The sequence below is a fragment of the Thermodesulfomicrobium sp. WS genome (assembly GCF_027925145.1).
Lineage (GTDB): Bacteria > Desulfobacterota > Desulfovibrionia > Desulfovibrionales > Desulfomicrobiaceae > Thermodesulfomicrobium.
Genome location: NZ_AP027130.1, coordinates 2,271,220 through 2,295,753, shown reverse-complemented (window position 1 = coordinate 2,295,753; position 24,534 = coordinate 2,271,220). Strand labels below are relative to the sequence as shown.

The 24,534-nt window shown below is 64.0% G+C and carries 18 protein-coding genes; 14 read left to right on the top strand and 4 right to left on the bottom strand.

Translation table 11 applies throughout. The features are described 5' to 3' along the window. The first annotated feature begins 3 nt into the window (after window positions 1-3). The 3 genes from QMF81_RS11040 to alr are packed head-to-tail and all read left to right on the top strand — an operon-like array spanning window position 4 to window position 3,906. Window positions 4-486, top strand: coding sequence for a response regulator (locus tag QMF81_RS11040; RefSeq protein WP_281750856.1), 483 nt, complete (start codon window positions 4-6; stop codon window positions 484-486). A 10-nt stretch (window positions 487-496) separates the two neighbouring features. Continuing rightward, on the top strand, window positions 497-2,791 hold the full coding sequence (locus QMF81_RS11035; RefSeq protein ID WP_281750855.1) for a GspE/PulE family protein: 2,295 nt from the start codon (window positions 497-499) through the stop codon (window positions 2,789-2,791). Beyond that, complete coding sequence (gene alr, locus QMF81_RS11030) at window positions 2,788-3,906, top strand: alanine racemase (protein ID WP_281750854.1); 1,119 nt, start codon at window positions 2,788-2,790, stop codon at window positions 3,904-3,906. The genes QMF81_RS11035 and alr overlap by 4 nt, the downstream gene beginning before the upstream one ends. On the opposite strand, the gene galE is transcribed toward alr, so the two are convergent. Beyond that, window positions 3,903-4,880 (bottom strand): UDP-glucose 4-epimerase GalE, encoded by a 978-nt coding sequence (galE, locus tag QMF81_RS11025; RefSeq protein ID WP_281750853.1) that lies wholly within the window; start codon window positions 4,878-4,880, stop codon window positions 3,903-3,905. The two genes, alr and galE, sit on opposite strands and share 4 nt — an antisense overlap. Before the next feature lie 118 nt (window positions 4,881-4,998). Here galE and QMF81_RS11020 point away from each other — a divergent pair, with 118 nt between their 5' ends. From QMF81_RS11020 to QMF81_RS10975, 10 genes are all read left to right on the top strand, one after another. Beyond that, entirely contained in the window at window positions 4,999-7,893 is a 2,895-nt protein-coding gene (locus tag QMF81_RS11020) for an insulinase family protein (RefSeq protein ID WP_281750852.1), read from the top strand. 78 nt (window positions 7,894-7,971) lie between these two features. Continuing rightward, entirely contained in the window at window positions 7,972-9,468 is a 1,497-nt protein-coding gene (locus QMF81_RS11015; RefSeq protein ID WP_281750851.1) for an HD domain-containing phosphohydrolase, read from the top strand. Between the two features lie 130 nt (window positions 9,469-9,598). Further along, window positions 9,599-11,938 (top strand): ATP-binding protein, encoded by a 2,340-nt coding sequence (locus QMF81_RS11010; protein WP_281750850.1) that lies wholly within the window; start codon window positions 9,599-9,601, stop codon window positions 11,936-11,938. 15 nt (window positions 11,939-11,953) lie between these two features. After that, on the top strand, window positions 11,954-12,328 hold the full coding sequence (locus QMF81_RS11005) for a CbiX/SirB N-terminal domain-containing protein (RefSeq protein WP_281750849.1): 375 nt from the start codon (window positions 11,954-11,956) through the stop codon (window positions 12,326-12,328). Window positions 12,329-12,485: 157 nt separating this feature from the next. After that, the gene (locus QMF81_RS11000; protein WP_281750848.1) at window positions 12,486-14,780 is read left to right on the top strand and encodes a hypothetical protein; all 2,295 of its coding nucleotides are present in this window, start codon (window positions 12,486-12,488) and stop codon (window positions 14,778-14,780) included. After that, window positions 14,770-15,867, top strand: coding sequence for a phosphatidylserine decarboxylase (locus QMF81_RS10995; RefSeq protein WP_281750847.1), 1,098 nt, complete (start codon window positions 14,770-14,772; stop codon window positions 15,865-15,867). The genes QMF81_RS11000 and QMF81_RS10995 overlap by 11 nt, the downstream gene beginning before the upstream one ends. After that, entirely contained in the window at window positions 15,864-16,898 is a 1,035-nt protein-coding gene (locus QMF81_RS10990; RefSeq protein WP_281750846.1) for a hypothetical protein, read from the top strand. The genes QMF81_RS10995 and QMF81_RS10990 overlap by 4 nt, the downstream gene beginning before the upstream one ends. A 90-nt stretch (window positions 16,899-16,988) precedes the next feature. Further along, the gene (gene ilvN, locus QMF81_RS10985) at window positions 16,989-17,468 is read left to right on the top strand and encodes an acetolactate synthase small subunit (RefSeq protein ID WP_281750845.1); all 480 of its coding nucleotides are present in this window, start codon (window positions 16,989-16,991) and stop codon (window positions 17,466-17,468) included. Continuing rightward, window positions 17,468-18,418, top strand: a complete 951-nt coding sequence (locus tag QMF81_RS10980) for a phosphate acyltransferase (RefSeq protein ID WP_281750844.1) — start codon at window positions 17,468-17,470, stop codon at window positions 18,416-18,418. The genes ilvN and QMF81_RS10980 overlap by 1 nt, the downstream gene beginning before the upstream one ends. 177 nt (window positions 18,419-18,595) lie before the next feature. After that, entirely contained in the window at window positions 18,596-19,033 is a 438-nt protein-coding gene (locus QMF81_RS10975) for an Hsp20/alpha crystallin family protein (protein ID WP_281750843.1), read from the top strand. Between the two features lie 53 nt (window positions 19,034-19,086). Here QMF81_RS10975 and QMF81_RS10970 read toward each other — a convergent pair whose 3' ends face one another. Genes QMF81_RS10970 through QMF81_RS10960 form a run of 3 tightly spaced genes read right to left on the bottom strand, consistent with a single transcriptional unit; the run spans window position 19,087 to window position 22,840 of the window. Continuing rightward, window positions 19,087-20,493, bottom strand: coding sequence for a sigma-54 dependent transcriptional regulator (locus tag QMF81_RS10970; protein WP_281750842.1), 1,407 nt, complete (start codon window positions 20,491-20,493; stop codon window positions 19,087-19,089). Continuing rightward, window positions 20,490-21,698 (bottom strand): ATP-binding protein, encoded by a 1,209-nt coding sequence (locus tag QMF81_RS10965; protein ID WP_281750841.1) that lies wholly within the window; start codon window positions 21,696-21,698, stop codon window positions 20,490-20,492. Before QMF81_RS10965 ends, QMF81_RS10970 begins: the two co-directional genes overlap by 4 nt. Further along, window positions 21,698-22,840 (bottom strand): iron-containing alcohol dehydrogenase, encoded by a 1,143-nt coding sequence (locus tag QMF81_RS10960; RefSeq protein ID WP_281750840.1) that lies wholly within the window; start codon window positions 22,838-22,840, stop codon window positions 21,698-21,700. Before QMF81_RS10960 ends, QMF81_RS10965 begins: the two co-directional genes overlap by 1 nt. Window positions 22,841-23,273: 433 nt before the next feature. Between QMF81_RS10960 and QMF81_RS10955 the strand changes: the two genes are divergently transcribed. Then, on the top strand, window positions 23,274-24,455 hold the full coding sequence (locus QMF81_RS10955) for an iron-containing alcohol dehydrogenase (RefSeq protein ID WP_281750839.1): 1,182 nt from the start codon (window positions 23,274-23,276) through the stop codon (window positions 24,453-24,455). The last annotated feature ends 79 nt before the right edge of the window (window positions 24,456-24,534 follow it).

The following is a 24,534-nucleotide window of genomic DNA, read 5'->3' as shown; positions in this document are numbered from 1 at the left end:
TCAATGATGCGGCAGCGCGAACTCTTTCCCCAGATACCCATAACCGTGCTTTTGGTGGACGACGAGTTTCTCATCGGCGAGGCCATGCGCATCAAACTCGCCAGCCAGCGCGACATCACCTTCCACTATTGCCGGGAGCCCGACCGGGCCTTGGAAGTGGCGCTTTCCGTGCAGCCTACGGTGATCCTCTTGGATTTGGTCATGCCCGGGGTCAATGGTCTGACCATGGTGAAATTCTTCAAGACCAGCGAGGACTTTAGGGAGGTCCCGCTCATCGTGCTGTCCGCCCGGGAGGAGCCGGAACTCAAGAAAAAGGCCTTTGACCTCGGTGCCGACGATTACATGATCAAGGTCCCGGACAAGCTGGAACTCATCGCCCGCATTCGCTGCCATTCCGAGCGCTATATCTTCCGCAGGCAACGAGATGCGCTCCTGGAGCGCTTGCACCAGGAAGAACCGCTGGCTGCTGTTTCTCACGGAGCATGAGAGCGTACGTATGCACCCCCAGGTCATCCTTTCTCTCAATAAAATCCTCCTGCATGCCGCTTCGTTCGATGATGCATGGAAAAAATTGGTCATCGAAGTGCCAACGGTCTTTGGTTGTGAGCAGGTCCGTTTGTACCGGAAGCATCCTTCCAAATCCGAAGTCATTGCTCGGGTGGCCGGCAAAAACGGAACGCAGGAGATGATTGCGCTGCCGTTTGCGACTTCGAGTATCGCCGGGTATACGGCCCTGGTGCGTATTCCTATCCTGCTCAAGAGTATGAGCCGAGCGGAATTTACGCTCATCCATTCGGAACTGCGTTTTGACTCCCGCTACGACGCCGCTACCAATGTGGTGACCCGCAATCTCATTTCCTTGCCGCTGACCCATGGGGATGCCTTTTTGGGGGTTTTGCAGCTGGTGAACAAAAAGGAGGGCACCTTTCAGCGGGAAGATGAAGCCGTTGCCCGGCTCCTCGCGGATTTGCTGGCCCGCAAGATGCACGAGGAACTGCAGATCCCCAAGGGGCCTTTTGATGCGCTGGTGCATGGGGGCTTTGTGGACGCGGAGGCCTTGGAGGCGGCAAAGGCCGCGGCCCGCCAGCGCGGTCTGCCCGTGTCCGTCATCCTGCGGCGGGACTATGGCATCGCCCCCATGGAGATCGGGGCATCGCTGGAGCGCTATTACCAGGTGCCGTTTGTGCCCTTCGAGGGGAAATTCTTCGGGGATGATGCCTTGCAAGGCATGAATCGGGCCTACCTGAAAAAGAACCTCTGGGTGCCGCTTGAGCGGGAAGAGGGGCGGTGTGTGGTCCTGGTGCACAACCCGGCGGATCTCAACCTCATGGAAGATATCCGGCACGCCTTGGGGGGCACGAGCTACGAATTTCGTGTGGGGCTCCCGGAAGAGATCTTGGCATTTTTGGGGGATTTTTCCCTGCTTCCCGAGGCTGCGGCCACGGCGACCGCATATGCGAGTGCCGATGCTTCCCAGGCGGAGGCCAAAGCCGCTGTTGCTGGGCTCGCGGAATTCATGGAGGCCGCTGGCGGCGAGTCCGTGGATATTGCGAAAGCCGACCAGGCCGAAGAAGATATCTCGGCGGAGAGCCGCCAGCAGGCGGTGAGCTTCGTCAACAAGATGATCATCCATGCCCATACCATCGGCGCCTCGGACATCCATATCGAGCCGGGGAAGCCGGGGACACCCGGGGCGGTGCGCATGCGGGTTGACGGATCCTGCGCCAAGGTCTTGGGGATACCCGGCGATTTGCTGCCTTCGGTGGTGTCCCGCATCAAGATCATCTCCGGGCTCAACATCGCCGAGCGTCGTCTGCCTCAGGACGGCAAGGCTAAAGTGCGCTTCAAAGGCAAGGAGATCGAGATGCGCGTGGCCACCTTGCCCACCGTGTACGGTGAGAGCGTGGTGCTGCGCATGCTTGCCGCCGGTCAGGCCATGCCTTTTGAAAAGCTCAATTTGAGCGCGGACAACGCCCGGCGCATCGAAGCCATCATGAAGAAACCCCATGGGATCTTCCTGGTGGTGGGGCCCACGGGTTCGGGCAAAACCACGACCTTGCACGCCATCTTGGGGCGCATCAATACCCCGGACAAAAAGATCTGGACCGTGGAGGACCCGGTGGAAATCACCCAGCCGGGGTTGCAGCAGGTGCAGGTGGATACCTCCATTGGGCTCACGTTTGCGCGCATCATGCGGGCCTTTTTGCGCGCCGACCCGGATGTGATCCTGGTCGGTGAGATGCGCGATCTGGAAACCGCCCAGATCGGCGTGGAGGCCTCCCTGACCGGGCATTTCGTGTTTTCCACCTTGCACACCAACTCGGCCCCCGAGACGTTGACCCGTTTGCTGGAGATGGGCATCGAACCGCTCAACTTTTCCGAGGCCTTGCAGGGAGTGCTCGCCCAGCGCCTGGTGAAAACGCTGTGTTCGGCGTGCAAGGCGCCGTATGCGCCCAGCGACGAAGAATGGGAGTTTCTGGTGGAGCAGTACGGGGCGGAGCTGTTTTTGGAGCTCGGCGTGGATCGCCAGACCGCGCAGCTCTACCGGGCGGTGGGGTGCCCGCGGTGTGACAACACGGGATATAAAGGCCGTACCGGCATCCACGAACTCCTGGTGCCGACCCCGGAGATCCGCAGGGCCATCGCCCGTCGTGTCCCAACGGACGAGATCAAGCAGATGGCCTTGGCCTCGGGCATGCGGACCCTGTTTCAGGACGGGATCGCAAAGATCTTCCGGGGTGATCTCGATATCTTGCAGCTGCAGAAAGTCACCGCCAGCGACTCGCCATGATTGGGTACAACGCAGTACAGGTTTTCGTTGCCCCCCAGGCCGTGGCGGGCAATTGGCTGCGCCTGCAGCACAAGGGCACCGAGATGGTGGCGGTGGTCAAGGCGGACGCCTACGGCCATGGCTTGATTCCCGTGGCTCAGGCTCTGGCGCGGGTAGGGGCGCGGCGCTTTGCCGTGGGCACGGTGGCCGAGGGCGTGATGCTGCGCGAGGCCTTGCCCGGAGCGCAGATTATCGCCTTGCTGGGGATTCAGGACGTTTCGGATGCTGTTGCCTGCCGGGACTATGGGATCGTGCCCCTGGTGACCCATGCCGGGCAATGGCCGCTTGTGCGCCGGGCGGCGGCTGCGGCGGCTAGGCCTTTGGCAGTCATCCTCAAGTTCGATACCGGCATGGCTCGTCTCGGATTTGCTTGGGAGGCGGTGGCGCATGTGGTGGAGGCCCTGCGCGCGGCCCCCATGCTGCGCCCGGTGGCCGTTTTCTCGCATTTGGCTACTGCCGACGACCCCGAAGCCGCGGATTTCGTGGCCGAGCAGACAATGCGCCTTACCGCCATCCAGGCGGCGCTGGCGGCTGTGGGATTTTCCCTGCCTGCAAGTCTGGCCAACTCTGCAGCCCTGGTGGCCCATCCCGCGGCCCATTTTCAGTGGCAGCGGCCCGGCATCGCCCTCTACGGCGCCAATCCCTTGGCCGGCACGGCCTGGGAAGACCGCTGTCCGCCGCTCATTTCGGCCATGACGGTGACCGCCCCCATCCTGCAGGTGCGTGATATCGCTCCGGGTGTTTCGGTGAGCTATGGCCGTACCTTCCGCGCCTCCCGGCCCATGCGCATCGCCATTGTGGCCGCAGGGTATGCCGACGCCTATTCGCGGGGGCTTTCCGCAAAGGCGGCCATGGTGGTGGGCGGCGTGCGCGCCCCGGTACTCGGGCGGGTGTGCATGCAGATGACCGCCGTGGACGTCACCCATTGCCCGTCGGTGCGGCCTGGAGACCGGGCGTACCTCTTGGGTGGTCCGGGGGAGGCGGCCATTACGGCAGACGAACTTGCCGCCTGGTGGGGGACCATCCCATATGAGGTCTTTTGCCTGCTGGGGATGAATCCCCGCACTCTGGTCTAGAGGCGCTGCTCCCAGAGATAGGCGCTCTTCACAATCTCCTCGATACAGTCATGTTTGGGCTGCCAGCCCATGACGCGCTGGATGCGCGTGCTGTCCGCCACGAGCACCGGAGGATCGCCGGCGCGGCGTGGTGCGGTGCGCACCGCAAAGGTGTGCCCGATGGCGGCCTGCATGGCGGCGATGATCTCGCGCACCGAATAGCCGTGACCGTAGCCACAATTGAAGACCCCCGGAGCGCCGCCGCCCTCCAGGTGCCGCAGGGCGCGTACGTGGGCCTCGGCCAGATCGGTGACGTGGATGTAGTCCCGGATGCAGGTGCCGTCGGGCGTGGGATAGTCGGTGCCGAAGATGGACAGCGCCTCGCGCCGGCCCAGGGCGGTCTGTGCTGCCACCTTGATGAGGTGGGTCGCCTGCGGGGTGCATTGGCCAAGCCGTCCCCCTGGGTCTGCGCCGGCCACGTTGAAGTAGCGCAGGACCACGGGGCGAAAGTGCGGGTGGGCTGCGGCGGCATCGAAGATGGTCCATTCGCTCATGAGCTTGCTGCGGCCGTAGGGGTTGATGGGCGCGGTGGGGGCGTCTTCGGTGACGGGGACGGTCTTTGGGATGCCGTACACCGCAGCGGTGGAAGAAAAGATGAAGTGGGGGATGCGGTGGCGCAGGGCGAGCTCCACCAGGGCCGTGGTGTTGGTGGTGTTGTTTTTGTAGTATTTGATGGGATTTTCCACGGACTCGGGCACGATGATGGAGCCGGCGAAGTGGAGCACCGCCGTGAAGCGGGATTCTGCCATGAGTGTGGCGAGTTTGGCGGTTTCGGCCAAATCCCCTACCACCAGGCGTGCTGGCGGCAGCACGGCCTCGGCGCGGCCGGTGGAGAGGTTGTCGTACACGATGACGTCGTAGCCGGCTTGGGTGAGGGCCAGGGTGGTGTGGGAGCCGATATATCCGGCGCCGCCGGTGACCAGCACGGTAGGCATGGGGTCCTCCTCGATGTAGGATGTGTGCCAGGGCTTTACAGGAAGGCGCCGGCCTTGCAAAGGAAAGCGGCCCTATGGCCCCTGGCGGGCCCGGACTTTTGTGCTTCAAGGAGACTCCATGACCCTTATCCCTGGATTTACTCTGGTGTATTCGACCGTTGTCCCGGAGATCGCCTCCCATGTGGATCTCATCCGCCACGACGCCACGGGGGCGCGCATCCTCTCGCTGCGCAATGCCGATCCCAATAAGGTTTTTGGCATTACCTTTCGTACCCCGCCTACGGATTCCACGGGCGTTGCCCATATCTTGGAACATTCCGTGCTCTGCGGATCGCGGAAATATCCCGTCAAAGAGCCGTTTGTGGAACTCCTCAAGGGGTCGCTGCAGACCTTTCTCAACGCCATGACCTATCCGGACAAGACCTGCTATCCGGTGGCAAGTCAAAACCTCAAAGATTTCTATAACCTGGTGGATGTCTATCTGGACGCGGTCTTCTTTCCGCGCCTCTGTCCTGAGGTACTCGAGCAAGAAGGCTGGCATTTGGACCTTGCGGCCCCGGGGGATGAGCTCACCATCAAGGGCGTGGTGTACAACGAGATGAAGGGGGCCTACTCGTCGCCGGAGTCCTTCATCATGGAGCGGGCCCAGCATTCCATCTTCCTTGATACCCTGTATGCCTTTGACTCCGGCGGCGATCCGGCGGTGATCCCCAATCTCACTTTCGAGGCATTCGCGGATTTTCATCGCCGCTACTACCATCCGGCCAATAGCTGGATCTTTTTCTCCGGCGACGACGACCCCGCGGCCCGCCTGCGGCTGCTGGCTCCGTACCTCGAGGCCTTTGCGCCGCTTGCGATCGATTCCCGCATCCCGCTGCAGCCGCTGCGCCCGGGGCTAGTGCGCCAGGTCTTTTCCTTCGAGGCCGATGGTACGGGGCGGGCTATGGTACTGCGCAGCTGGCTTATTCCGGATGATTTGGGTTTTTCGTCTATGGCAGAAGCACGCCTTGCCTTGCGTATCCTGGATCAAGCCCTCTTGGGCATGGACGCTTCGCCCTTGCGCCGGGCCCTGGTGGAGTCGGGTCTGGGCGAGGACGTGCTTGGCTGCGGCATGGAACTGGAGCTGGCGCAGCCCTATTTCAGCGTGGGGCTCAAAGGAGTGGCGGAAGAGCGTTTGGACGCCGTGGTGGAGTTGGTGGAAGCAACCCTACGCCGCTTGGCCCATGCAGGCTTTGCCCCCGATGTGCTGGAAGCGGCGGTGCATTCGGTGGAGTTCGATCTGCGGGAGCGCAATACCGGCGCGTACCCCCAGGGGCTCATCACCATGCTCCGGGCGCTCACTTCTTGGCTCTACGACCGCGATCCCCTGGAGAACGTGGCCTTTGAAGCCCCTCTTGCCCGCCTGAAGGAGCGCCTGGCCGCAGGCGAGCCGGTGTTTTCCTCGCTGGTGGAGCGCGCCCTGGTGGCCAATGCCCATGGCTCGGACGTGCGTTTGGTGCCGCGCAGCGGCCATGCCGCCCAGCTGGCGGCCGAGGAAAAGGAGCGCATCGCCCGCCTGCGTGCGGCCTGCCCCCTTTCCGACGCCGAGCTTGCCGCCCGCACCCAGGCCCTGCGGCAGCGCCAGGAAGCCCCGGACGCCCCCGAGGACTTGGCGCGCATCCCGCGGCTGACGCTGGCGGACGTGGAGCGGGCGGTGCGAGAAATCCCCACCCGAGAGCTTGCGGCGGCCCCTGCCTTGATCCATGAGCTCCCGACCTCCGGCGTGTTCTATTTGGACATTGCCCTGGATGCTGCAGGCGTGCCGTGGGACTTGGTGCCGTATCTGCCCTTGTGGGCGCGCCTGGCCACCGAGGCAGGCACCAGCCGGCAGGACTATGCCGCTTTTGCCACCCGCATCCATCGGTATACAGGCGGGGTCGTCGTGCGGCCTTCGGTCTTCCTCCATGAAGACGGCCATGCGGTGCTCTGCATGCTGGTGCGCGCCAAAGCCCTCGCCAGCGGCGTGCCGGAGATGCTCGACATCGTCGCCGAAGCCCTTCTCGATGCCCGCCTGGATGACCGGGAGCGCTTCCGGCAGATCCTCTTGGAGGAAAAGGCCGCTTTGGAGCACGCCTTGGTGCCTGCAGGGCACCGTTTCGTGGCTACGCGCCTGCGGAGTTTCTACCACCCGGCCGAGGCCCTGCAGGAGCACATGGGCGGCATTGCGTACCTCGGTTTTGTACGTCGTCTCGTGGCGCGTCTGGATACGGATTGGGAGGAGATTCATGCTGCCTTGATGCGTATCCGCCAGGTAGTGGTGCGTCAGGGCGGGGCGACGCTCAATCTCACTGCAGACGGCGGCCTGCTGGCGCGTGTGGAGTCCGCCGTGCTGCGTTTGCCGGAGCGCTTTGCGCCAGGCGCCTCTTCGGCCGCTGTGTGGCCTCTCCCGCACGCCCCGCGCAGCGAGGCCTTTCTTCTGCCGGCCCAGGTGAACCATGTGGGCAAAATCCTGGCTGTGGCGCAGGCGGGCTACCGCTTTCACGGGTCGGGCCTGGTGGGCTGCAAGCTCTTGCGCACCGGCTGGCTCTGGGAGCGGGTCCGGGTTGTGGGCGGGGCCTATGGGGCGTTTTGTTCCTTGGGGAGGCAGACGGGGCTTCTCCATTTCGGCTCGTATCGGGATCCCAATATCCTCTCCACCCTTGAGGCCTTTGCCGCTGCGGCTCCGGCCTTGCGGCGTGCGGATCCTGCTTCCTTGGAGCAGGCCGCCATCGGAGTGAGCGGCGATCTCGATCCGTGTCTGCTGCCCGATGCCCAGGGTTTTGCCGCCTTTTCGCGCCACCTCTCCGGGACGACCACGGCCATTCTCCAACAGGTCCGAGACGAGGTCTTGGCGGTTTCGTCCGAGTCGTTGGCGTCCTTGGCTGCCGCCATGGAGCAGGCCGAGGGGTGTGTGTGCGTCTTGGGAAGCCAAGACAGCGTCAACGGAGCGAAGGCGCAAGGGGTGGTCTTTGATCACGTGGAACGTTTGGCGTGATGTGCTCCTGGACAGAGGCGGGGGTTTCAGTGTATCGCTATGATACACACGGTTGGGCACTACGGAATGGAGCCGGTCATGCATGCCGATGAAGAACCACTAGTGTTCGCTGCCGAAGGGCCAGGGGATGAGGGCCCCCTGGGTCCGCCGTGGAAGGTCTTGGTGGTGGACGACGACGAATTTGTGCATCGCATTACTGAGCTTGCCTTGCATGGATACCGGTTTCAAGGACGGGGACTGGTATTTCTGCACGCCCAAAGCGCGGCCGCAGCCCGGGGCCTGCTTTCGCAGCATCCGGACATTGCGGTCATTTTTTTGGACGTGGTCATGGAGACCGAGCAAGCCGGGCTTGATCTTGTGCGCTACGTGCGCGACGAGCTGGGCAATTCCCGGGTGCGCATCATCCTGCGCACCGGTCAGCCTGGTCGAGCCCCGGAGCGCGCCGTGGTCCTCGACTACGATATCAACGACTACAAGCACAAAGCGGAGCTCAGTGAGCTCAAACTCATGACCTCACTCACTGCGGCCTTGCGCGCCTATGAGCAGATGCAGACCCTGGCATTGGCTCGGGATGGCATGGCTGCCTTAGCCCTGGGCACGAGCCGTATGCTTGCCCTGCGTACCGAGGCGCAATTTGCCGCTGCAGCCTTGGATACGGTGCAGAGCGTGGCCGAGGCCGCGGCCTGTCGGGCGTGTACGGTGGTGGGGCACGTTGGGGCATGGGGAGTGGAGCCGATCGCGACGAGCGAAGGAGTAACGCAGACATGGCTGGAGCAGGCGAACGTCCGCCTCGCTGCGTGCTCTGGTTCCTTTGCCGTGGACGGTGCGTGGTTCGTGGCCCGGTTTGGGGAGGCGAACATGGCCGTGGTGGCGGAGTTTTCCGCCGCGGTCTCCCCGGTGGTGGGTCAGGTTTTGGATACCCTTGCCCTGCAGCTTGCCCTGGCCTTGGACAACGTGTTGTTGCACCGTGAAGTCACCGAGACCCAGGGGGAAATCATCGCCACCTTGGGGGAGGTCGTGGAGACCCGCTCCAAGGAGACTGCCTATCATGTGCGCTCGGTGGCGGAATGCGCGGCGCTTTTGGCGGCCAAGGCCGGTCTTGGCGAGGAAGTGGTGGAGCTGGTGCGCCGGGCAGCCCCGCTCCATGACGTGGGCAAGATCGGCATCCCCGATGCCATCCTGCTCAAACCCGGCCGGCTGTCGCCGGAGGAGTTTGCCGTCATCCAAGGCCATACCACCATCGGTCATGCCATTTTGGCCAAGTCGTCACGCCGCCTTTTGCGCGCGGCATCCATCATCGCCTTGGAGCACCACGAACGCTGGGATGGTAAGGGCTATCCGCAGGGTCTGGCGGGAGAGTCCATCCACATCTTCGGTCGGCTCACGGCCCTGGCCGATGTTTTCGACGCCTTGCTCAGTCCGCGGATGTACAAACCCGCCTGGTCATTGGCGCAGACGTTGGAGTATTTCGCCGAGCAGCGCGGCCGCCAGTTCGATCCGTATCTGGTGGACCTGCTTTTGGACGATGTGCCGGCGTTTTGCGCCCTGCGCGCGCGTCTTCAGGATGGTCTGTAACCAGCCAACTTGCTGCGAAAAAGAGGGCCTTTTTGCCGCGGACCGGGGCTGCGCTGCCCTGCGGCCATTGCTTCTTGCGTGACCCAGGCGCTTTGGGTACACGCGAGGCAATATCTTCCGGGAGGCCCTCATGAGTGCCGATTCCTGCCAGCTCTTGCGCCTGGCTCTCGATAGCTTGCCGTATGTGATCGGGGTCGTGGACGGTGACCACCGTATTCTTTTTTACAACGCCGCGGGCATGCGCCTGCTTGGGGAGTCGGACCCGTCTCGGGTTTTGGGTCGGCGCTGCTTTGAACTCATTGGCAACAGCACCCCGTGCGCCGATTGTCCGGTGGAGGCGGCGCTTGCCTCTGAAGAGCCCGTGCGCCTCACGCGCTTCGAGCCGGTCTTGGGGCGGCATTTCCATTGCGAGGCGATCCCCGTCATCGATGCCGATGGCCGCACCCTGGTGGTGGAGGTGTTGCGGGAGATCCCGCGCGCAGGAAGCATGGGCGAGGACTGCCATCAGCCTGGCGATTGCCTTGAGTGCACCCGTCCCTGCCGGATGCGGGAACAGCTTGCCCAGATGGAGGGCCGTTTCCGCACCCTGGTGGAATCCATGCCCCTTTCCGTGATGCAGTTCGATGCCCAGGGTGTGGTGCGTTTTGTCAACCGCTGGCATCTGACCCGCTTTGCCGGTGGGCTGCCGGCGTCCCACTTTCTGGGCCGGCGTATCGACGAGCTCGAAGGTATCCGATCCGCAGGGGTGGGGGGAAAGATCTTGCAGGTCCTCTCCGGCCAGGCGGTGGAGCTTCTGGATGTGCGGGTGCCGCGGTTCGCTTCCGGCCGCTCCGGTTACCAGAGCATGTGGGCTGTGCCATTCGTGCGTGGGGGGCGCACGGAGGGCGGTATCCTCATCCGTCAGGATGTCAGCGCTCGGGTTCGCATACAGCAAGAGTTCTTGCAGAGCGAAGAGCGTCTCGCCTTGGCGTTGGATGCCGTGGAAGATGGCCTGTGGGACTGGAACTTAGTAACCAACGAGGCCTATTTCAGCCCTCGCTACTACACCATGCTCGGCTATCAGCCGGGAGAGTTTCCCGCCACCTACGATACCTGGAAGCGATTGCTGCACCCAGAAGACTTGGCGCCCACCCAGCACCGCATCGAGACCGCCATTGCCGCAGGCCAAGGTTTTCGGGTGGAGTTCCGCTGCCGTACCAAGGACGGGCAGTGGAAGTGGATCGAAGGCCGTGGCCGAGTAGTAGAGTTTGACGACGGCCGGCCTGTGCGCGCTGTGGGCACGCATACGGATATGACCGAGCGTATGCAGGCGCGCCGCGCCCTTCTGGAGGCCCGCGACGCTGCCGAGGCCGCCAATCGTGTCAAGAGCGAGTTTCTTGCCAACATGAGCCATGAGATCCGCACCCCCCTCAACGGCATGATGGGCATGCTCCAGCTCCTGCTCATGACCGATCTTTCCGACGAACAGGCCGAATATGTGCGCACGGGTATGGAGTCCTGCCAGCGTCTTACCCAACTCCTCTCCGACATCCTTGATCTCTCGCGCATGGAGGCCGGTGGTTTTTCTTTGCACCGCGCGCCCTTCGATCTGCATCAGGCCGTGGACGACGTTTGCCGACTCTTTGCGTTTAGCGCCCGCATGAAGGGCATCACCCTGCACTGGCATGTGGATTCGGCTGTGCCCCGCCACGTAGAAGGTGACGGCGTACGGCTCCAGCAGATCCTCTCGAATTTGGTGGGCAATGCGGTCAAATTCACCCCTCACGGTGAGGTCCGGGTGGAGGTGCGACGCTTGCCGGTGCCTTTGGGGGATGCGGAGCGCGTTTATTTTTCGGTGCAGGACACAGGGGTCGGCATTGCACCCGAGGTGCTGCCGCGGCTCTTTGCTCCCTTTTCCCAGGCCGATGGATCCATGACCCGGCGCTTTCAGGGGGCAGGGCTCGGGCTTGCTATCGTCAAAGAACTTATCCGCCGCATGCAGGGAGTCCTCAGTGTGGAGAGCGAGCCTGGCGAGGGGACGACCGTGCATTTCGTGCTCCCACTGCGGCCGGTGGAGCGTGCGGTGGATGTCGATGCCGTTCCGCCGTTGCCGTGCTGCGCCTCAGGCCGGGTGCTCGTGGTGGAAGACGACCCCATCAACCGTATGGCGGCGACCCAGCTTTTGTCCCGCTTAGGGTATGAGGTGCTTACTGCCGCCACAGGCGCCGATGGCGTGGCGGTGGAGGCCGCTGAGTCCGTGGACGTGGTGCTTTTAGACATCCAACTGCCGGACATAGATGGTGTGGAAGTGGTTCGCCGTATCCGCGCCCGCCACGCTGATGGAGGGCCGCGCGTGGTGGCCCTTACGGCCTTTGCCATGCCTGGGGATAGCGAGCGTTTCGTGACCGCAGGCATGGATGCTTATCTGGCCAAACCTGTGGATTTCCAGACCTTGGCAACCACTTTAGCCCGGGTCCTGGGGCGGGAATAACTGCAGGAGGCGCGCGTGCGAGCATGGATTGTCTTGGCCCATGGCAGCCGCGAGCCCCGGGCGCGTGAGTCGTTTGCGCAGCTCGTGGCCCGGCTGCAGGCGATGGATCCGGAGGTCAGGGTCGTTCCTGCATATTTTTCTCTTGGTGAGCCGGATCTGCCCACCCAGGTGGCGGCCTTGGCTACCGCTGGTGTGCGGCAGATCCACATCTTGCCGCTCTTTCTTTTGGACGGCGTGCATCTGCGCCGCGATATCCCTGCCTTGGTGGCGGAGCTTGCCCAGCGCTGGCCTGCGGTGGAAGTGCGCTTGGAGTCGGGTCTGCATGATGACCCGGGCCTCATGGAACTCCTTGCCCGCCGTCTGCGCTGCGCCGCGGATGCCGCTGCCTGAACTCCGCTTAGCGTTCGCAGTTGCCGATTCTTTTTCCAATGTCCCAGGGCATCCGCCCCGAGGGGTCTGCGTTGTCACTGCCTTGTGACCCATGCGGCACCGTGTTGCCGTTTTTCCCAGACATGATCCTCCGAAAGACGAGCGTTATGGAGGGTGCATGGGATCGACGGCGAGCGAAGACATGGCGGCGCGGCTGCAGGCGGCGCTGGGCTATGGCGGCATCGGGGATTTGCCCTTTCTTGCGGCAGATGCCACCGCCGGCTCGGAGACGGAGCTTCAAACCGCGGTCATCGGACCGCGGGAGCGGGTGGATCTGCCGCGCACGGTGATGGCCTCGCGCTACGTGCAGGGGCTCAGGCGCCGGGCGGCCGCGGGGGAGTATCCGGCCCGGATGTTGGAGGCCGTGGAGGCGGTGCTCGAGCCAGGCCCGGGAGAGGTGTGGGAGAACAGTTGGGTGCGGGTGCCCATGGCGCGGCTTTCGGCCGTTGCCCGCGCGGTGCTGGATGCGGACCTGGCGGCGGACAAGTCGGCGCCCAATGGCCCGCGGCGCAGCGACAGCGCCGACTTTTTCGTGCAGGAGGCCGGAGAGACGTGGCTGCGCATCCCGGTGAGCTATCTCTTGAAGCTTTCCCTCGCCCAGGCCATGGACGGCCCCCTGCGCGGCGACGCCCATGTGGCGCGCAGGCTTTTTCCCCTCTTTTCCAATGACAACACTTCGCCGGAGACGGTGTCCTTCGCGCCCCTGCCCTGTCATGAAGGCGGCCTGGCCGTGGCGCGGGAGACCTGCATGCGCCAGCTCTTGTGCGAAGTCCTGGTGGAGTGGGCCAACCATGCCTTGGGGCTGGAGGCCAGCGGCCAGCGGGTGGTGGTCTACGCCTCGCCCCTGCCGCCGTGGCGGCAGAAGGCCCTCAACGCCTTGGTGCCCGATGCCTTCTACCGCGAGCTTTTCATCAATCCGTGCTTGAGCGGCTGGGAGCGGGGCGAGGAAAAGAAGGCCTACATGCACCTGTGCCACGAGACCCTTTCCCGCAGTCAGCTCAATGCCTTGGGCAAGCTGCGGGAGGCGGGGCTTTTGAACCGCAACCTGGTGGTGCTGCCCAATACCTCGAGCACCTGCTTGGCCAATAACGGCATCCACGTTTCCTTGGGCAGTCGTCGTTTGAGCGCCCTTCTTGCCAGCGGCGGTCTTGGCCCGGCGGAGGAAAAATGGGCCGCGGACCTGGTGGTCAAGATAGTGGAGCATTTTCTGCCGCTTTTCGTGGGGGTGTATAGCGCCGCCCCGTACCGTTTGGGGTTTGCGGATTTTCATCCCGAGACCGCCTTGGGATTTTTGCCCCACGAGTTGGATTTCACCCATCTGCGCATGCTGTGGCGGCGCTGGAAGAAGAAGGCCAAGCTCAAGATCTTGGGGCGTCCCATCACCCCGTTTGGACCTCCGGCCTTGGACCGCGCCCTGGCGCGGATCTTTGGCCTGCGCGGCGACCACGTGCCCGACTTCCGCCTGGTGGACTACATGACGTGTCTCATGAGCACCCACGAGGCTTCTTGTTTGGACGGAAGCCTGGGCAGCGACGAGCGCCTCAAGGCCGAACTGGCGGCGCACGGGGTCTTTCACGCCGCCATGTCCACCTATCTCCTCTACAAGCCGCGCATCTTTGCCCGTATGGGTTTTAGTGGATTCGAGGGCCGTTTTTTCAGCCTATTTCCTTCGTATGGCCAGGACATGGCACGGGCCGTGGACCTGCAGCTTTTGCTGACTGCCGTGGCGTGGTGGATGGTGCTTTCTCGGCGGGTGGACCACGGCGCCATCCCGGATGCGCCCACCTGGGAGAGCGAGCGGCGCCAGGCGTTTTTCGCCATGGCCTTGGAGGTGCCCACGGTGTTCGTGCGCCACGACAGCCCCAACCGTTTGCTGATCGAACTGGTGGGCCGCGTAGCGCGTGTGCGCCCCAGCCGGCGCTATCCGGGACATGCCCGCGTGCGCCTGCCGGAGCTGCGGGCGGCGCTGGTGGATTTTCTCGAAACCGAGGCCGCCTGTGTGGTGGAGGCCATGGGTGCGCAACCGGTGTTGGCGGATTTGCGCCGGCGCTTGGAACATCCCGAGGCGCGGGCCGCCTCGCGCTTGACGGATCGGGTGCTGGCGCGGCTGGGGGCGCGCTCGCCCTTGGAGGTGGACGCCGAGACCTTCAACCGCGCGGCGGAGGCGTGCTACCGGGAAGAGCTCCGCGTGGAGCACTTAGTGGAAGCGCTGGATTTTCTGGAAGTCACTTGCCGGCGCATGGGGCTTGGCCTGTGCGATGGCCGGTCCGTGGACTGGGTGGTGAAACAGGCGCGGGAGGCCTTACGCCAGCACGGCCGTATCCCGCAGGAGGTCTGCCGCCAGCTTTTGCCCGTGCTGGTGGCGGTGACGGTGTGGGAGCCCGCTGCCAAGGAGTGCCGGCATGCTGCGTGAACCGGAGATGTTGCCCACTGCGGGGGCGTTGCGGATGGAGTCGTCGTCTTTGCGGCCGCAGCCCCATGAGTTCGTCTGCAGGGATACAGGCCGGGTGCAGGCCGAAGAACTCTTTTGCGACCGGGTCATCACCTATCTCTACGACCGGGTGCGGGAGCATGCCCCAAGCGTGGTGCGCGCCTTGGCTTCGGGCCGCATGACCCGGCTTTTGGGGTTCTTCAACTACGACCTGCCCTTGGGGGCGCGGCTCTCGGGGGCCCGGCGCTTGGTGGAGCGCCTCGGCATCGAGCTTGGGGAATGCGTGGAGCCGCCGGAGTTTTACACCACGGCTCGCCGCATCTTTGAGCGCCAGATCCGCTACGAAACGTGCCGGCCCATGGACCCCGATGCCACGGTGGTGGTGTCTCCCGCCGATGCCCGGGTGCTGGTGGGCTCTCTCGATGCAGCCTCGCACCTGTGGGTCAAGGACAAGTTCTTCTCGCTATCGCAGCTTGTGGGGTCTGCCTGGGCGCGGCGCTTTACCGGCGGCCAATTTGCCATCTTCCGGCTGACCCCGGAAAAATACCACTACAACCACGTGCCGGTGGAAGGGGTGGTGGTGGACTTCTACGAGTTGGAAGGGACGTTTCATTCCTGCAATCCTGCGGCGGTGGTGGCCATGGCCACGCCGTATTCGCAAAACCGCCGCGCCGTGACCATCATCGATACCGACGTGCCCGGCGGCAGCTGCTGCGGCATGGTGGCCATGGTGGAAGTGGCGGCGCTCATGATCGGTCGCATCGAACAGCGCTACGCGCCCCGCGGCTACCGGCCCCACCAGCCCATGGCCCTGGATCTCTGGCTGCGCCGGGGCCAGCCCAAGAGCCTGTTTTTACCGGGAAGCTCGGTGGACGTGCTGGTGTTCGAGCCGGGACGCGTGACCTTTGCCGAGGAGTTGTTGCGCCATCAATTGCGCGCCGATGTGCGCAGCCGCTTCTCCGCCTGGCTGGGCAGCCCCTGGGTGGAGGTGGATGTGCGCGTGCGCTCCACCATCGCCCGCGCCCACAAGGGTGCACGCCGGCGGTGCATGCTGAAGGAGGGATCATGACTATCTGGGTGCTGCGGGGCGTGGCCGTGACGGCCTTGGCGGCCATGTGGTGGCTTTCGCGGGTGCTGGCTTTGGCCCGCTGGCAGGTGGCGGCGTGCATCCCGGTGCGTCTCAATGCCGATGGATCGTGGCAGGCGGTGAATCTTACGTGGTACGGTATTGTGAGCGCCGTGGCCTATAGCCTGGCGGTGGCGGCGCTGGTTTTCTTGGGGGCTGGCCTCGGGGCGGCGCTGGGTTCCCTGCTGGCCATGGTGGCGGTGGTGCTCGCGGTGTGCATGCCGGCCTCCCGCCTGGTGGCGGCCTGGGTGGAGGGCAAAAGCGCCACCCTCACCGTGGGCGGGGCCGTGTTCGTCGCCTTGTGGCTGGTTCCGGTGGTGGCTTGGGGGGTGCGGCAGTACTGGGGTGGCCTTCCCCCGTGGCCCCAGGTGCTGGCGGCCTCCGCCGTGGCCTACGCCCTGGGCGAGGGTGTGGGGCGGCTGGCGTGCTGCAGTTTTGGCTGCTGCTATGGCCGGAGGGTGGAGGAGTTGCCTGCCCCGTGGCGACGGCTCGCTACGCCGCTGGCGGTGCGGTTCTGGGGTCCCACCAAGAAGGCGGCCTACGCCAGCGGATGGGAAGGCGCGGCCTTGGTCCCGGTGCAGGGCATGGCCACCGTGGTGCATGGGGTGGCCGCCTGGATGGGAGCGGAAGCCTTGGTGGCAGGTGACGTGGATTTGGCCCTGGCATGGGCGGGGATGGTACCCTTGGCCTGGCGGGTGGTCTCGGAGTTCTTGCGGGCGGATTTTCGCGGCAATGCCCGGTTTTCCGCCTATCAGTGGATGGCCGTGGTGGGCATGGTCTGGATCGGGGGGATCCTTGGGCTTGCCCCCAAGGCGACGCTCACTTTCGATGGCGCGGCCGCTTTGGCTGCCCTGGCGCATCCCGGGACCTTGGCTGCCCTGGCGGGGGTGTTTGCCGTGAGCCTGATCTATACGGGCATCAGCCGGGTGACGGCGGCCTGCGTCCATCTGCAGGTGCGGACGGAGCGCATCTAGGCCCAAGCCCGTCGGGGATTCTGGAAAGGGCGGCGGATGCCTTGCCTGCCTCACGGACACCGGATACGGGAACACCCAGAGGAGGTCTTCATGCGCCACACCATCTCTGCCTTGGTCCACAATCAGCCCGGAGTCCTGGCGTCCATGGCTGCGGTGTTCCAGCAGCATGGGCTCAATATCTTTTCCATTTCCGCAGGAGAGACGGAGCGGGCCGATGTATCGCGCATCGTCATTTGCGTGGACCACGACAGTGGGCGCGTGGCCGCGGCGACCGCACAGTTGGCCGGGCTGCCCTTCGTGCTGGGGCTGGAAGACCTCGCCTCCCACGAACTCATCGACCGGGAGCTGCTGCTCATCAAGGTGCGGGTCGCCAAAGACACCGTAAGCCAGCTCCTCCAGATCATCGAGGTCTTTCGGGCCAATGTGGTGGACATGGGCAACACCACCCTGGTGGCGGAGCTGGCCGCCACCCCCGGCAAGGTGGCCGGATTTCTGCGCGCCCTCATCCCCCATGGCATCGTTTCGGTGAGCCGCACCGGGGTCATCGCCATCAAGCGGGGAGACGAGTGATGGCCGCTCTCCGGTCCCTTGACGATCTCCCCGCAGCGGTGGCCCGGCGCGGGGTGCCCGTGCGCGTCGTGGTGGCCGCTGCTGCTGACGCCCCTGCCCTGGCCGCCGTGATGGAGGCCCGGCGTTTGGGCGTGGCGGAGCCGGTGCTGGTGGGGGATGCTGCGGCGCTGCGGGACGCCTTGGCGCAGCGGCCCGAGCTGGAGGGGACCGCCGTCATCCACGAACCCGATGCTGCGCGGGCGGTGGCCCGAAGCCTGGACATGGTGGTGCGTGGGGAGGCGGACTTCCTCATGAAGGGCGCGGTCAAGACCGACGTGCTCTTGCGGGCGGTTCTGGACCGCAAAGAGGACTTGGGGGTGCGGGGGCTCCTCAGCCACGTGGCGGTGACGGACCACCCTTTGGAGCCGCGCCTTTTGCTCCTCACCGACGCCGCGGTCAATGTGGCCCCGAGCCTGCACCGCAAGATCGACATCATCGCCAATGCCGTGGCCGTGGCCAAGGCCCTGGGGATCAGCACCCCGAAAGTGGCGGTGCTCTCGGCCACCGAGCGCATCGCCTATCAGGCCATGCCGTCCACCAAAGACGCCGATGTGCTGGCCAAGCTCTGCCGCATGGGCGTGTTCGGTGACGCCCTGGTGGGCGGGCCGTTTGCCCTGGACATCGCCGTGTCGCGGGACAAGGCCCGACATAAAGGCGTGGAAGGGGGTGTGGCCGGAGATGCAGACATCTTGTGCGCCCCGGATATCGAGGCCGGCAACATCCTCTACAAGGCGCTGACTACCTTCATGGGCCGCTTCGTCGCCGGAGTGGTGGTGGGCGCGGCGAGACCGCTGGTGGTGTCTTCCCGGGCGGACGCGGATCGATCCAAACTCTACGCCTTGGCCCTCGCCGCCTATTTGGCGGGACAGTGGTCCACGGCCGCCGCGGCGACCTTTCGCGCAACCCCCTGAAATCTCGGTGGACGCCTGCGGGGTGCCCCGCACAGACGATCAAGGGCATCTTTTTTCTGGAGTATGCCCTTGACAGGTTCTTTTGTTGATTTAATTTATGATCACGAAAAACGTGGAAGTCAGGATAATGCTCCACGGATGCAATACGACTGTTGCATAGGGAAGGAGGTGTTATCTATGGCACTCGTGAAATGGGATCCTTGGCGGGAGATGGAAGAGCTCTTTGATCGCTATACTCGGGCAATGGGACTTCCCCGTGGTGGACAGGAAGCCCTGACTGCAGGTGATTGGTCGCCTCGCGTGGATATTGTAGAACTGGAGGACGAGTTCCGCATCCAGGCGGACATCCCGGGCGTGGACAAGGACAATGTCCATGTGACCGTGGAAAACGGTGTGCTCACCTTGAAGGGCGAGCGCAAGCGCGAGGTGGAAGAGAAGGGCAAGAAGTTCCACCGGGTGGAGCGGTTCACCGGTGTGTTCACCCGCCAGTTCACCTTGCCGGACAATGTGGATACGGCGGGCATCCGGGCGGTGTTCAAGGATGGCATCCTGACCCTGCATCTGCCCAAGACCGAGAAGGCCAAACCCAAGGCCATCGACATCCATGTGGAATGAGCCCCCAAGGAGCGGCGGCTCCCACCAAAGACCGGCGATGAGCCGGTCTTTTTTTATGCCGCGCTTTCGTCGTCTTTTTCGGCCCCTTCCAAGAAGGGCGCTGTGGCGGAGGGGGCGTCGATCAGGCCGTAATCGGCAAGTTTTCGGTACAGGGTTTTGCGGCCGATACCCAAGAGTTGGGCGGCCTTGGACTTGTTGCCACCTGCGGCGTGCAGCGCCAGGATGATGTGCGCCCGCTCCAGTTCCTCCAGGGTGGCAAAGCCGCTTTCGCGTGGGGTGCGGCAGGTCTTCTGGCAGAAGGGCAGGGCATTGACGCCGATGATGCCTCCTTCGGCAAGGATCATGCCGCGCTCGATGACGTTGCGCAGTTCCCGCACGTTACCTGGCCAAGGGTTGGTCATGAGCTGCTGCATGGCCGCAGGAGAGATGTGGTAGGTTTGGCCGTTCTTGGCCAGGGTGTGGAGGAAGTATTCCACCAGGGCCGGGATATCCTCGCGCCGCTCCCGCAATGGCGGCAGCTCGATGGTGAAGACGTTGATGCGGTGGTAGAAGGCGTCGTGGAAGCGGCCGAGCTCCACCTCCCGGGCGAGGTTGCGGTTGGTGGCGAAGATGAACCGCACATCCACGTGGCGTTCTTCCTTGTCGCCCACACGGCGGAAGCGCTGGGTTTCCAGTACCCGCAAGAGCGCCGCCTGGAGTTCCAGGGAGAGCTCGCCCACTTCGTCGAAAAAAAGGGTTCCTTTGTGGGCCAGGGGGAGCAGGCCTTCGTGGCTGCGTTCCGCACCGGTAAAGGCCCCTTTGCAGTAGCCAAAGAGCTCGCTGCGGAGCAGTTCCTTGTCGAAGTTGGCGCAATTGGTGACGATGAAGGGCTGATCGGCGCGCAGGCTCTGGGCATGGATGGCGGCGGCGGCCACGTTCTTGCCGGTGCCGGACTCGCCGGTCAAAAGCACCGGGGTGTCCGTGGGCGCCACGCGTTCGATGAGGTAGCGCACCCGCTGCACCGCAGGGCTGTGGCCGATGAATTTGGGGGTGGGAGTGCCACTACCTGCCCCGTGGCGCAACAGTTCGTTCTCCCGGGTGAGCCGCACCCGCTGGTAGGCCCGCTCGATGACCTGTTCGATGCGCTCCAAAGAAAACGGCTTGGTGATGTAGTCGTAGGCCCCGGCCTTCATGGCCTCCACGGCGGTGTCTACGTCGGCGTAGCCGGTGATGAGCACAATGGCGGTGTGCGGATGGGCCTCCTGAATATGCTCCATGAGGGTAAGGCCGCTGGCATCGGGCAGGCGGATGTCGAGGATCGCCACATCGATGGGGGTGGAGCGGAGGATTTCTCGTGCCTGCGCCGCTGTGCCGGCGGCGTGGATGGTGCGCCCAGGGTTGGCCAGTTCGCGCACGAAGAGTTTTTGGATGTTGGGTTCGTCATCCACCACGAGGATTTCGATGGAATTGAAGATGCTCATAGGTTCTCGCCGGATGTGGGGTGTTCGAGGGGCAGACGCACGCGGAAGGTGGCGCCCTGTCCAGGCTCGCTGCACACGGTGATCTCTCCGCCATGCTGCTGGATGATGCCGTAGCAGATGGAAAGACCGATGCCGATACTATGCCCCTGCGTCTTGGTGGAAAAGAAGGGCAAAAAGAGCTTGTCCATGTGTTCCGGGGCAATGCCGTGGCCGGTGTCCTCCACGATCAAAAAGGCGTCTTTCCCGTGGGCATGGGCGCGCACCGTGATGGTGCCTTGGGGGAGCACCGCGTCCATGGCGTTGAGCACGAGGTTCACCAGGACCTGCTTGAGTTCGCTGGGGTCGCCGCAGACGGGCACCGCCGTGGGGGAGAGGTCTTGGATGAGCTGGACCCCTGGGGCCTCTTTGATCTTGTGCGCGAGGATCTTGAGGGTGTCGCGCACCAATTGGACGAGGTCCAGGCGCTGGCCGGCATAGGCGCGCTGGCGGCTGAAGGAGAGCAGCCCGAGGACGATATCCCGGCAACGGGCGCATTCCTCGGAGATGATGCCGATATATTCGTTGAAGTCCTGCACCAGGGGATCGGTTTCTCCGAGGCGCTGGCGCAGCTGCGGGAGTCTGCGGCGCAGGGCCTCGGCAAAGCCGCTGATGGAGGCCAGAGGATTGTTGATTTCGTGGGCCACGCCGGCGGCGAGCAGGCCGATGGTGGCCATCTTTTCCGCCTGATAGTACTTGGCTTGATATTCCTTTTCGAGGGTGATGTCGCGCTTGGTGAGGAGCACGGCGCGGGTGTTTCCGTGCTCGTCGCGGATGGGGGCGCTTACCAACTCGAAGTGGATGGTGCGCTCCCCGCGCCGGTCCAGATAGGTGAGGCGGTCCGGTCGGCCCGTGGCGAGCGTGGTTTGTACTGGGCACCCGGCGCACGGCTCGGCGCTGCCCCGAAAGACTTCGTGGCAGCGTTTGCCTCCGGGGTTCGGATCGTCGAAATACCGAAAGAACACCGGATTGACATATTGGATGCAAAGGTCCGGGGTGATGACCGCAAGCACGTCCACGATTCCATCGAGAATGCTTTGGATTTCCTGCTTCTTGCGCTCCAGTTCTTCGGTGTAGGCGTGCAGTTGCGCCATTTTGTCCTGCACGTCCCGGAAGAAGCCGAGCTTGGTGTATTCCGGACCAACGATGTCCATGAGCGAAGGGGTCATCACCAGGCCTCCGTGCAGATGGCCAAGAGGTCCGCTGCCGTGGCGGGTCGGGGGTTGGTGAGCAGGCATGCGTCTTGGGCCGCCATGTGGCAGATTTGGGCAAAGTCGTCGGTGTGGGGGATGATGTGGGAGAGCCGCGAGGCAGCGCCGAGGTTGGCGAAAAACTCTTCCAGCCAGGCAATACCCGCCGTGGCGGTCGCTGCGTCCGTGGCGAGGCGGCCGCCGAGGATGACCTCGCCGATGTCCGCCATGCGGGCAGTGCAGGCCGGGAGGTTGAAGCGCATGACGTGGGGCAGGACCACAGGATGCACCTCTCCATGCGGGGTGTCGAAAAACCCGCCCAAGGAGTGGGCGATGGCATGGCAGGCGCCGAGGCTGGCGTTGCTGAAGCTGATGCCTGCGGCGGTGCTGGCCAGGGAGAGCTGCTCCATGTCGTCGGGATCGCGGGAGCGCAACGCCCGGGGTAAATGCCGGGTGATGAGGCGGATGGCGGTCAGCGCCTGGGTTTCCGTGAGGGCGTGGGCCAAGGGCGAGAGGTAGGACTCGACGGCGTGGGCCAGGGCGTCCACCGCGGAGGTGATGAGGAGATGGTCATCCACGGTATCGAGCAGGTCCGGGTCGATGATAGAGACGTTGGGGGTGAGGGAGCGGCTGATGATGGACATCTTCACCCGGCGGGCGGTGTCGGTGATGATGGCAAATTGCGAGACATCCGAGCCGCTGCCGGCGGTGGACGGAAGCAGGATGAGGGGCGGTAGGGGCCGGGAGATGCGGTTGGCGCCTTCGTAGTCGTGGATGCGGCCGCCGCAGCCCGCGAGTGCGGCGATGCCTTTGGCCGTGTCCATGGGACTGCCGCCGCCCAGGGCGAGGATGACATCGGCCTGGCTTTCCCGGTAGAGCTCCGCCCCGGCTTCGATATGGATGTCCCGCGGGTTGGAATAGACTTGGTCGAAGTAGATGGTCTCGAGCCCTGCCGCTTCGAGTACCGCGAGCAGGCGGTCCACCCAGCCGCTGCGCTCGAGCCCCTGGTCGCTCACGAGAAATACCCGTTTACCGCCCAGTTGCAGGGCATAGGACCCGGCGTAGCGGATACTGCCATGGCCGAAGATGATTTCTGGGAGAGAAAATTTGCGGATGTCCATGTGTGCCTCACCCCTGGTTGCGTGGAGACCGTTTTAGCAAGGAGCATGCCCGTGAGGAGTGTGGCCGGGGATTGGGGTGGAGGGCCGATGCGTTTGAGTCATTATGATACAAATGGATGTTGTGGGCAACGGCATGCCATGGCATGGCGCGGTGTTTGGGAGGTGCGCCCAACGGGGACATCCCGCGGGGAGTTTTTGTATCGTTATGACCCAGATGCGGGCAGCAGGTCATGGGGGACCGCAGCGGCGGGTAGTGGGGCGCGCAAAAAGAGTTCTCCAATTTCATGGGGTTGTTTGGTTTTTTTCTGCCTTGGCCGAAATCAGGAAAGGCTGGTCCGAGGTTTGCTCAAGGGGAGGACATCGAGACCTTTGTGTGTAACCAGCTGTCTCAAGCAATGGTCTTGGGGCGGCGCAACCAGAGCGAGGTGTTCTCATGGCAGTTCAGGAAATGGTGTATGGCTTTTTCATCCCCAGCGTGACCCTCATCGGCATCGGCGCTTCCAAGTACATCCCCGAGAAGATCAAGGCCTTGGGCGGAAAGAAACCGCTCGTGGTGACCGACAAGGGGATTACGGCCTGCGGGCTCACCAAGCAGATCACGGATCTTCTCGACGCTGCGGGCATGGAGTACGCGGTGTATGACGAGACCGTACCCAACCCCACCGATCATAACGTCCATCAGGGGGTGGAGGTCTTCAAGAGCAAGGGTTGCGATTCCCTCATCTCCCTGGGCGGTGGTTCGTCCCATGACTGCGGCAAGGGCATCGGCCTGGTGGTCTCCAATGGCGGCAAGATCCATGACTACGAAGGCATTGACAAATCCTCCAAGCCCCTGCCGCCGTACCTCGCCGTGAACACCACCGCGGGCACGGCCTCGGAAATGACCCGGTTTTGCATCATCACCGACACCAGCCGCAAGGTGAAGATGGCCATCGTGGACTGGCGGGTGACCCCGGGCATGGCCATCGACGACCCCATGCTCATGGTGGGCATGCCGCCGGCGCTCACTGCGGCCACCGGCATGGACGCCCTGACGCACGCGGTGGAAGCGTACGTCTCCACCATCGCCACGCCCATGACCGATGCCTGCGCCCAGAAGGCCATCGAACTCATCGCCAAGTATCTGCGCAAGGCCGTGGCCAACGGCAAGGACTTGGAGGCCCGCGAAGGCATGTGTTTTGCCCAGTACCTGGCGGGTATGGCCTTCAACAACGCAAGCCTCGGCCACGTCCATGCCATGGCGCATCAGCTGGGCGGGTTCTACGATCTGCCGCACGGCGAGTGCAACGCCATCCTCCTGCCGCATGTTTCCCGCGCCAACATGAACGCCAAATTGGAGCGCTTTGTTGACATCGCCCGCTTCATGGGCGAAGTCGTGGACGGCTTGTCCCTGCGCGCTGCAGCGGAAAAGGCCATCGCAGCGATCCAGCAGCTGTCCACCGACGTGGGCATCCCGCCCACCATCACCGAGCTGGCCAAACGCTACGGCAAGCAGGTGGACCGCAAGGATATCGCCATCATGACCGCCAACGCCCAGAAGGACGCCTGCGGTCTTACCAACCCCCGTTGCCTCAAGGACGCCGACGTGGCCGCCATTTACGAGGCCGCCTTCTAGGGGAGGACGTATGTGGGACGATGATGCGGACATTGCCCTGATCACAGTCGATGCTGGCGCTACCCTCTACGCCGAGGAG

What these genes read in the sequence shown, in the direction of transcription:
- QMF81_RS11040 (WP_281750856.1), top strand. Translation starts at nt 4, where the DNA reads ATGATGCGGCAGCGCGAACTCTTTCCCCAGATACCCATAACCGTGCTT.
- QMF81_RS11035 (WP_281750855.1), top strand. Translation starts at nt 497, where the DNA reads ATGCACCCCCAGGTCATCCTTTCTCTCAATAAAATCCTCCTGCATGCC.
- alr (WP_281750854.1), top strand. Translation starts at nt 2,788, where the DNA reads ATGATTGGGTACAACGCAGTACAGGTTTTCGTTGCCCCCCAGGCCGTG.
- galE (WP_281750853.1), bottom strand. Translation starts at nt 4,880, where the DNA reads ATGCCTACCGTGCTGGTCACCGGCGGCGCCGGATATATCGGCTCCCAC.
- QMF81_RS11020 (WP_281750852.1), top strand. Translation starts at nt 4,999, where the DNA reads ATGACCCTTATCCCTGGATTTACTCTGGTGTATTCGACCGTTGTCCCG.
- QMF81_RS11015 (WP_281750851.1), top strand. Translation starts at nt 7,972, where the DNA reads ATGCATGCCGATGAAGAACCACTAGTGTTCGCTGCCGAAGGGCCAGGG.
- QMF81_RS11010 (WP_281750850.1), top strand. Translation starts at nt 9,599, where the DNA reads ATGAGTGCCGATTCCTGCCAGCTCTTGCGCCTGGCTCTCGATAGCTTG.
- QMF81_RS11000 (WP_281750848.1), top strand. Translation starts at nt 12,486, where the DNA reads ATGGGATCGACGGCGAGCGAAGACATGGCGGCGCGGCTGCAGGCGGCG.
- QMF81_RS10995 (WP_281750847.1), top strand. Translation starts at nt 14,770, where the DNA reads ATGCTGCGTGAACCGGAGATGTTGCCCACTGCGGGGGCGTTGCGGATG.
- QMF81_RS10990 (WP_281750846.1), top strand. Translation starts at nt 15,864, where the DNA reads ATGACTATCTGGGTGCTGCGGGGCGTGGCCGTGACGGCCTTGGCGGCC.
- ilvN (WP_281750845.1), top strand. Translation starts at nt 16,989, where the DNA reads ATGCGCCACACCATCTCTGCCTTGGTCCACAATCAGCCCGGAGTCCTG.
- QMF81_RS10980 (WP_281750844.1), top strand. Translation starts at nt 17,468, where the DNA reads ATGGCCGCTCTCCGGTCCCTTGACGATCTCCCCGCAGCGGTGGCCCGG.
- QMF81_RS10975 (WP_281750843.1), top strand. Translation starts at nt 18,596, where the DNA reads ATGGCACTCGTGAAATGGGATCCTTGGCGGGAGATGGAAGAGCTCTTT.
- QMF81_RS10970 (WP_281750842.1), bottom strand. Translation starts at nt 20,493, where the DNA reads ATGAGCATCTTCAATTCCATCGAAATCCTCGTGGTGGATGACGAACCC.
- QMF81_RS10965 (WP_281750841.1), bottom strand. Translation starts at nt 21,698, where the DNA reads ATGACCCCTTCGCTCATGGACATCGTTGGTCCGGAATACACCAAGCTC.
- QMF81_RS10960 (WP_281750840.1), bottom strand. Translation starts at nt 22,840, where the DNA reads ATGGACATCCGCAAATTTTCTCTCCCAGAAATCATCTTCGGCCATGGC.
- QMF81_RS10955 (WP_281750839.1), top strand. Translation starts at nt 23,274, where the DNA reads ATGGCAGTTCAGGAAATGGTGTATGGCTTTTTCATCCCCAGCGTGACC.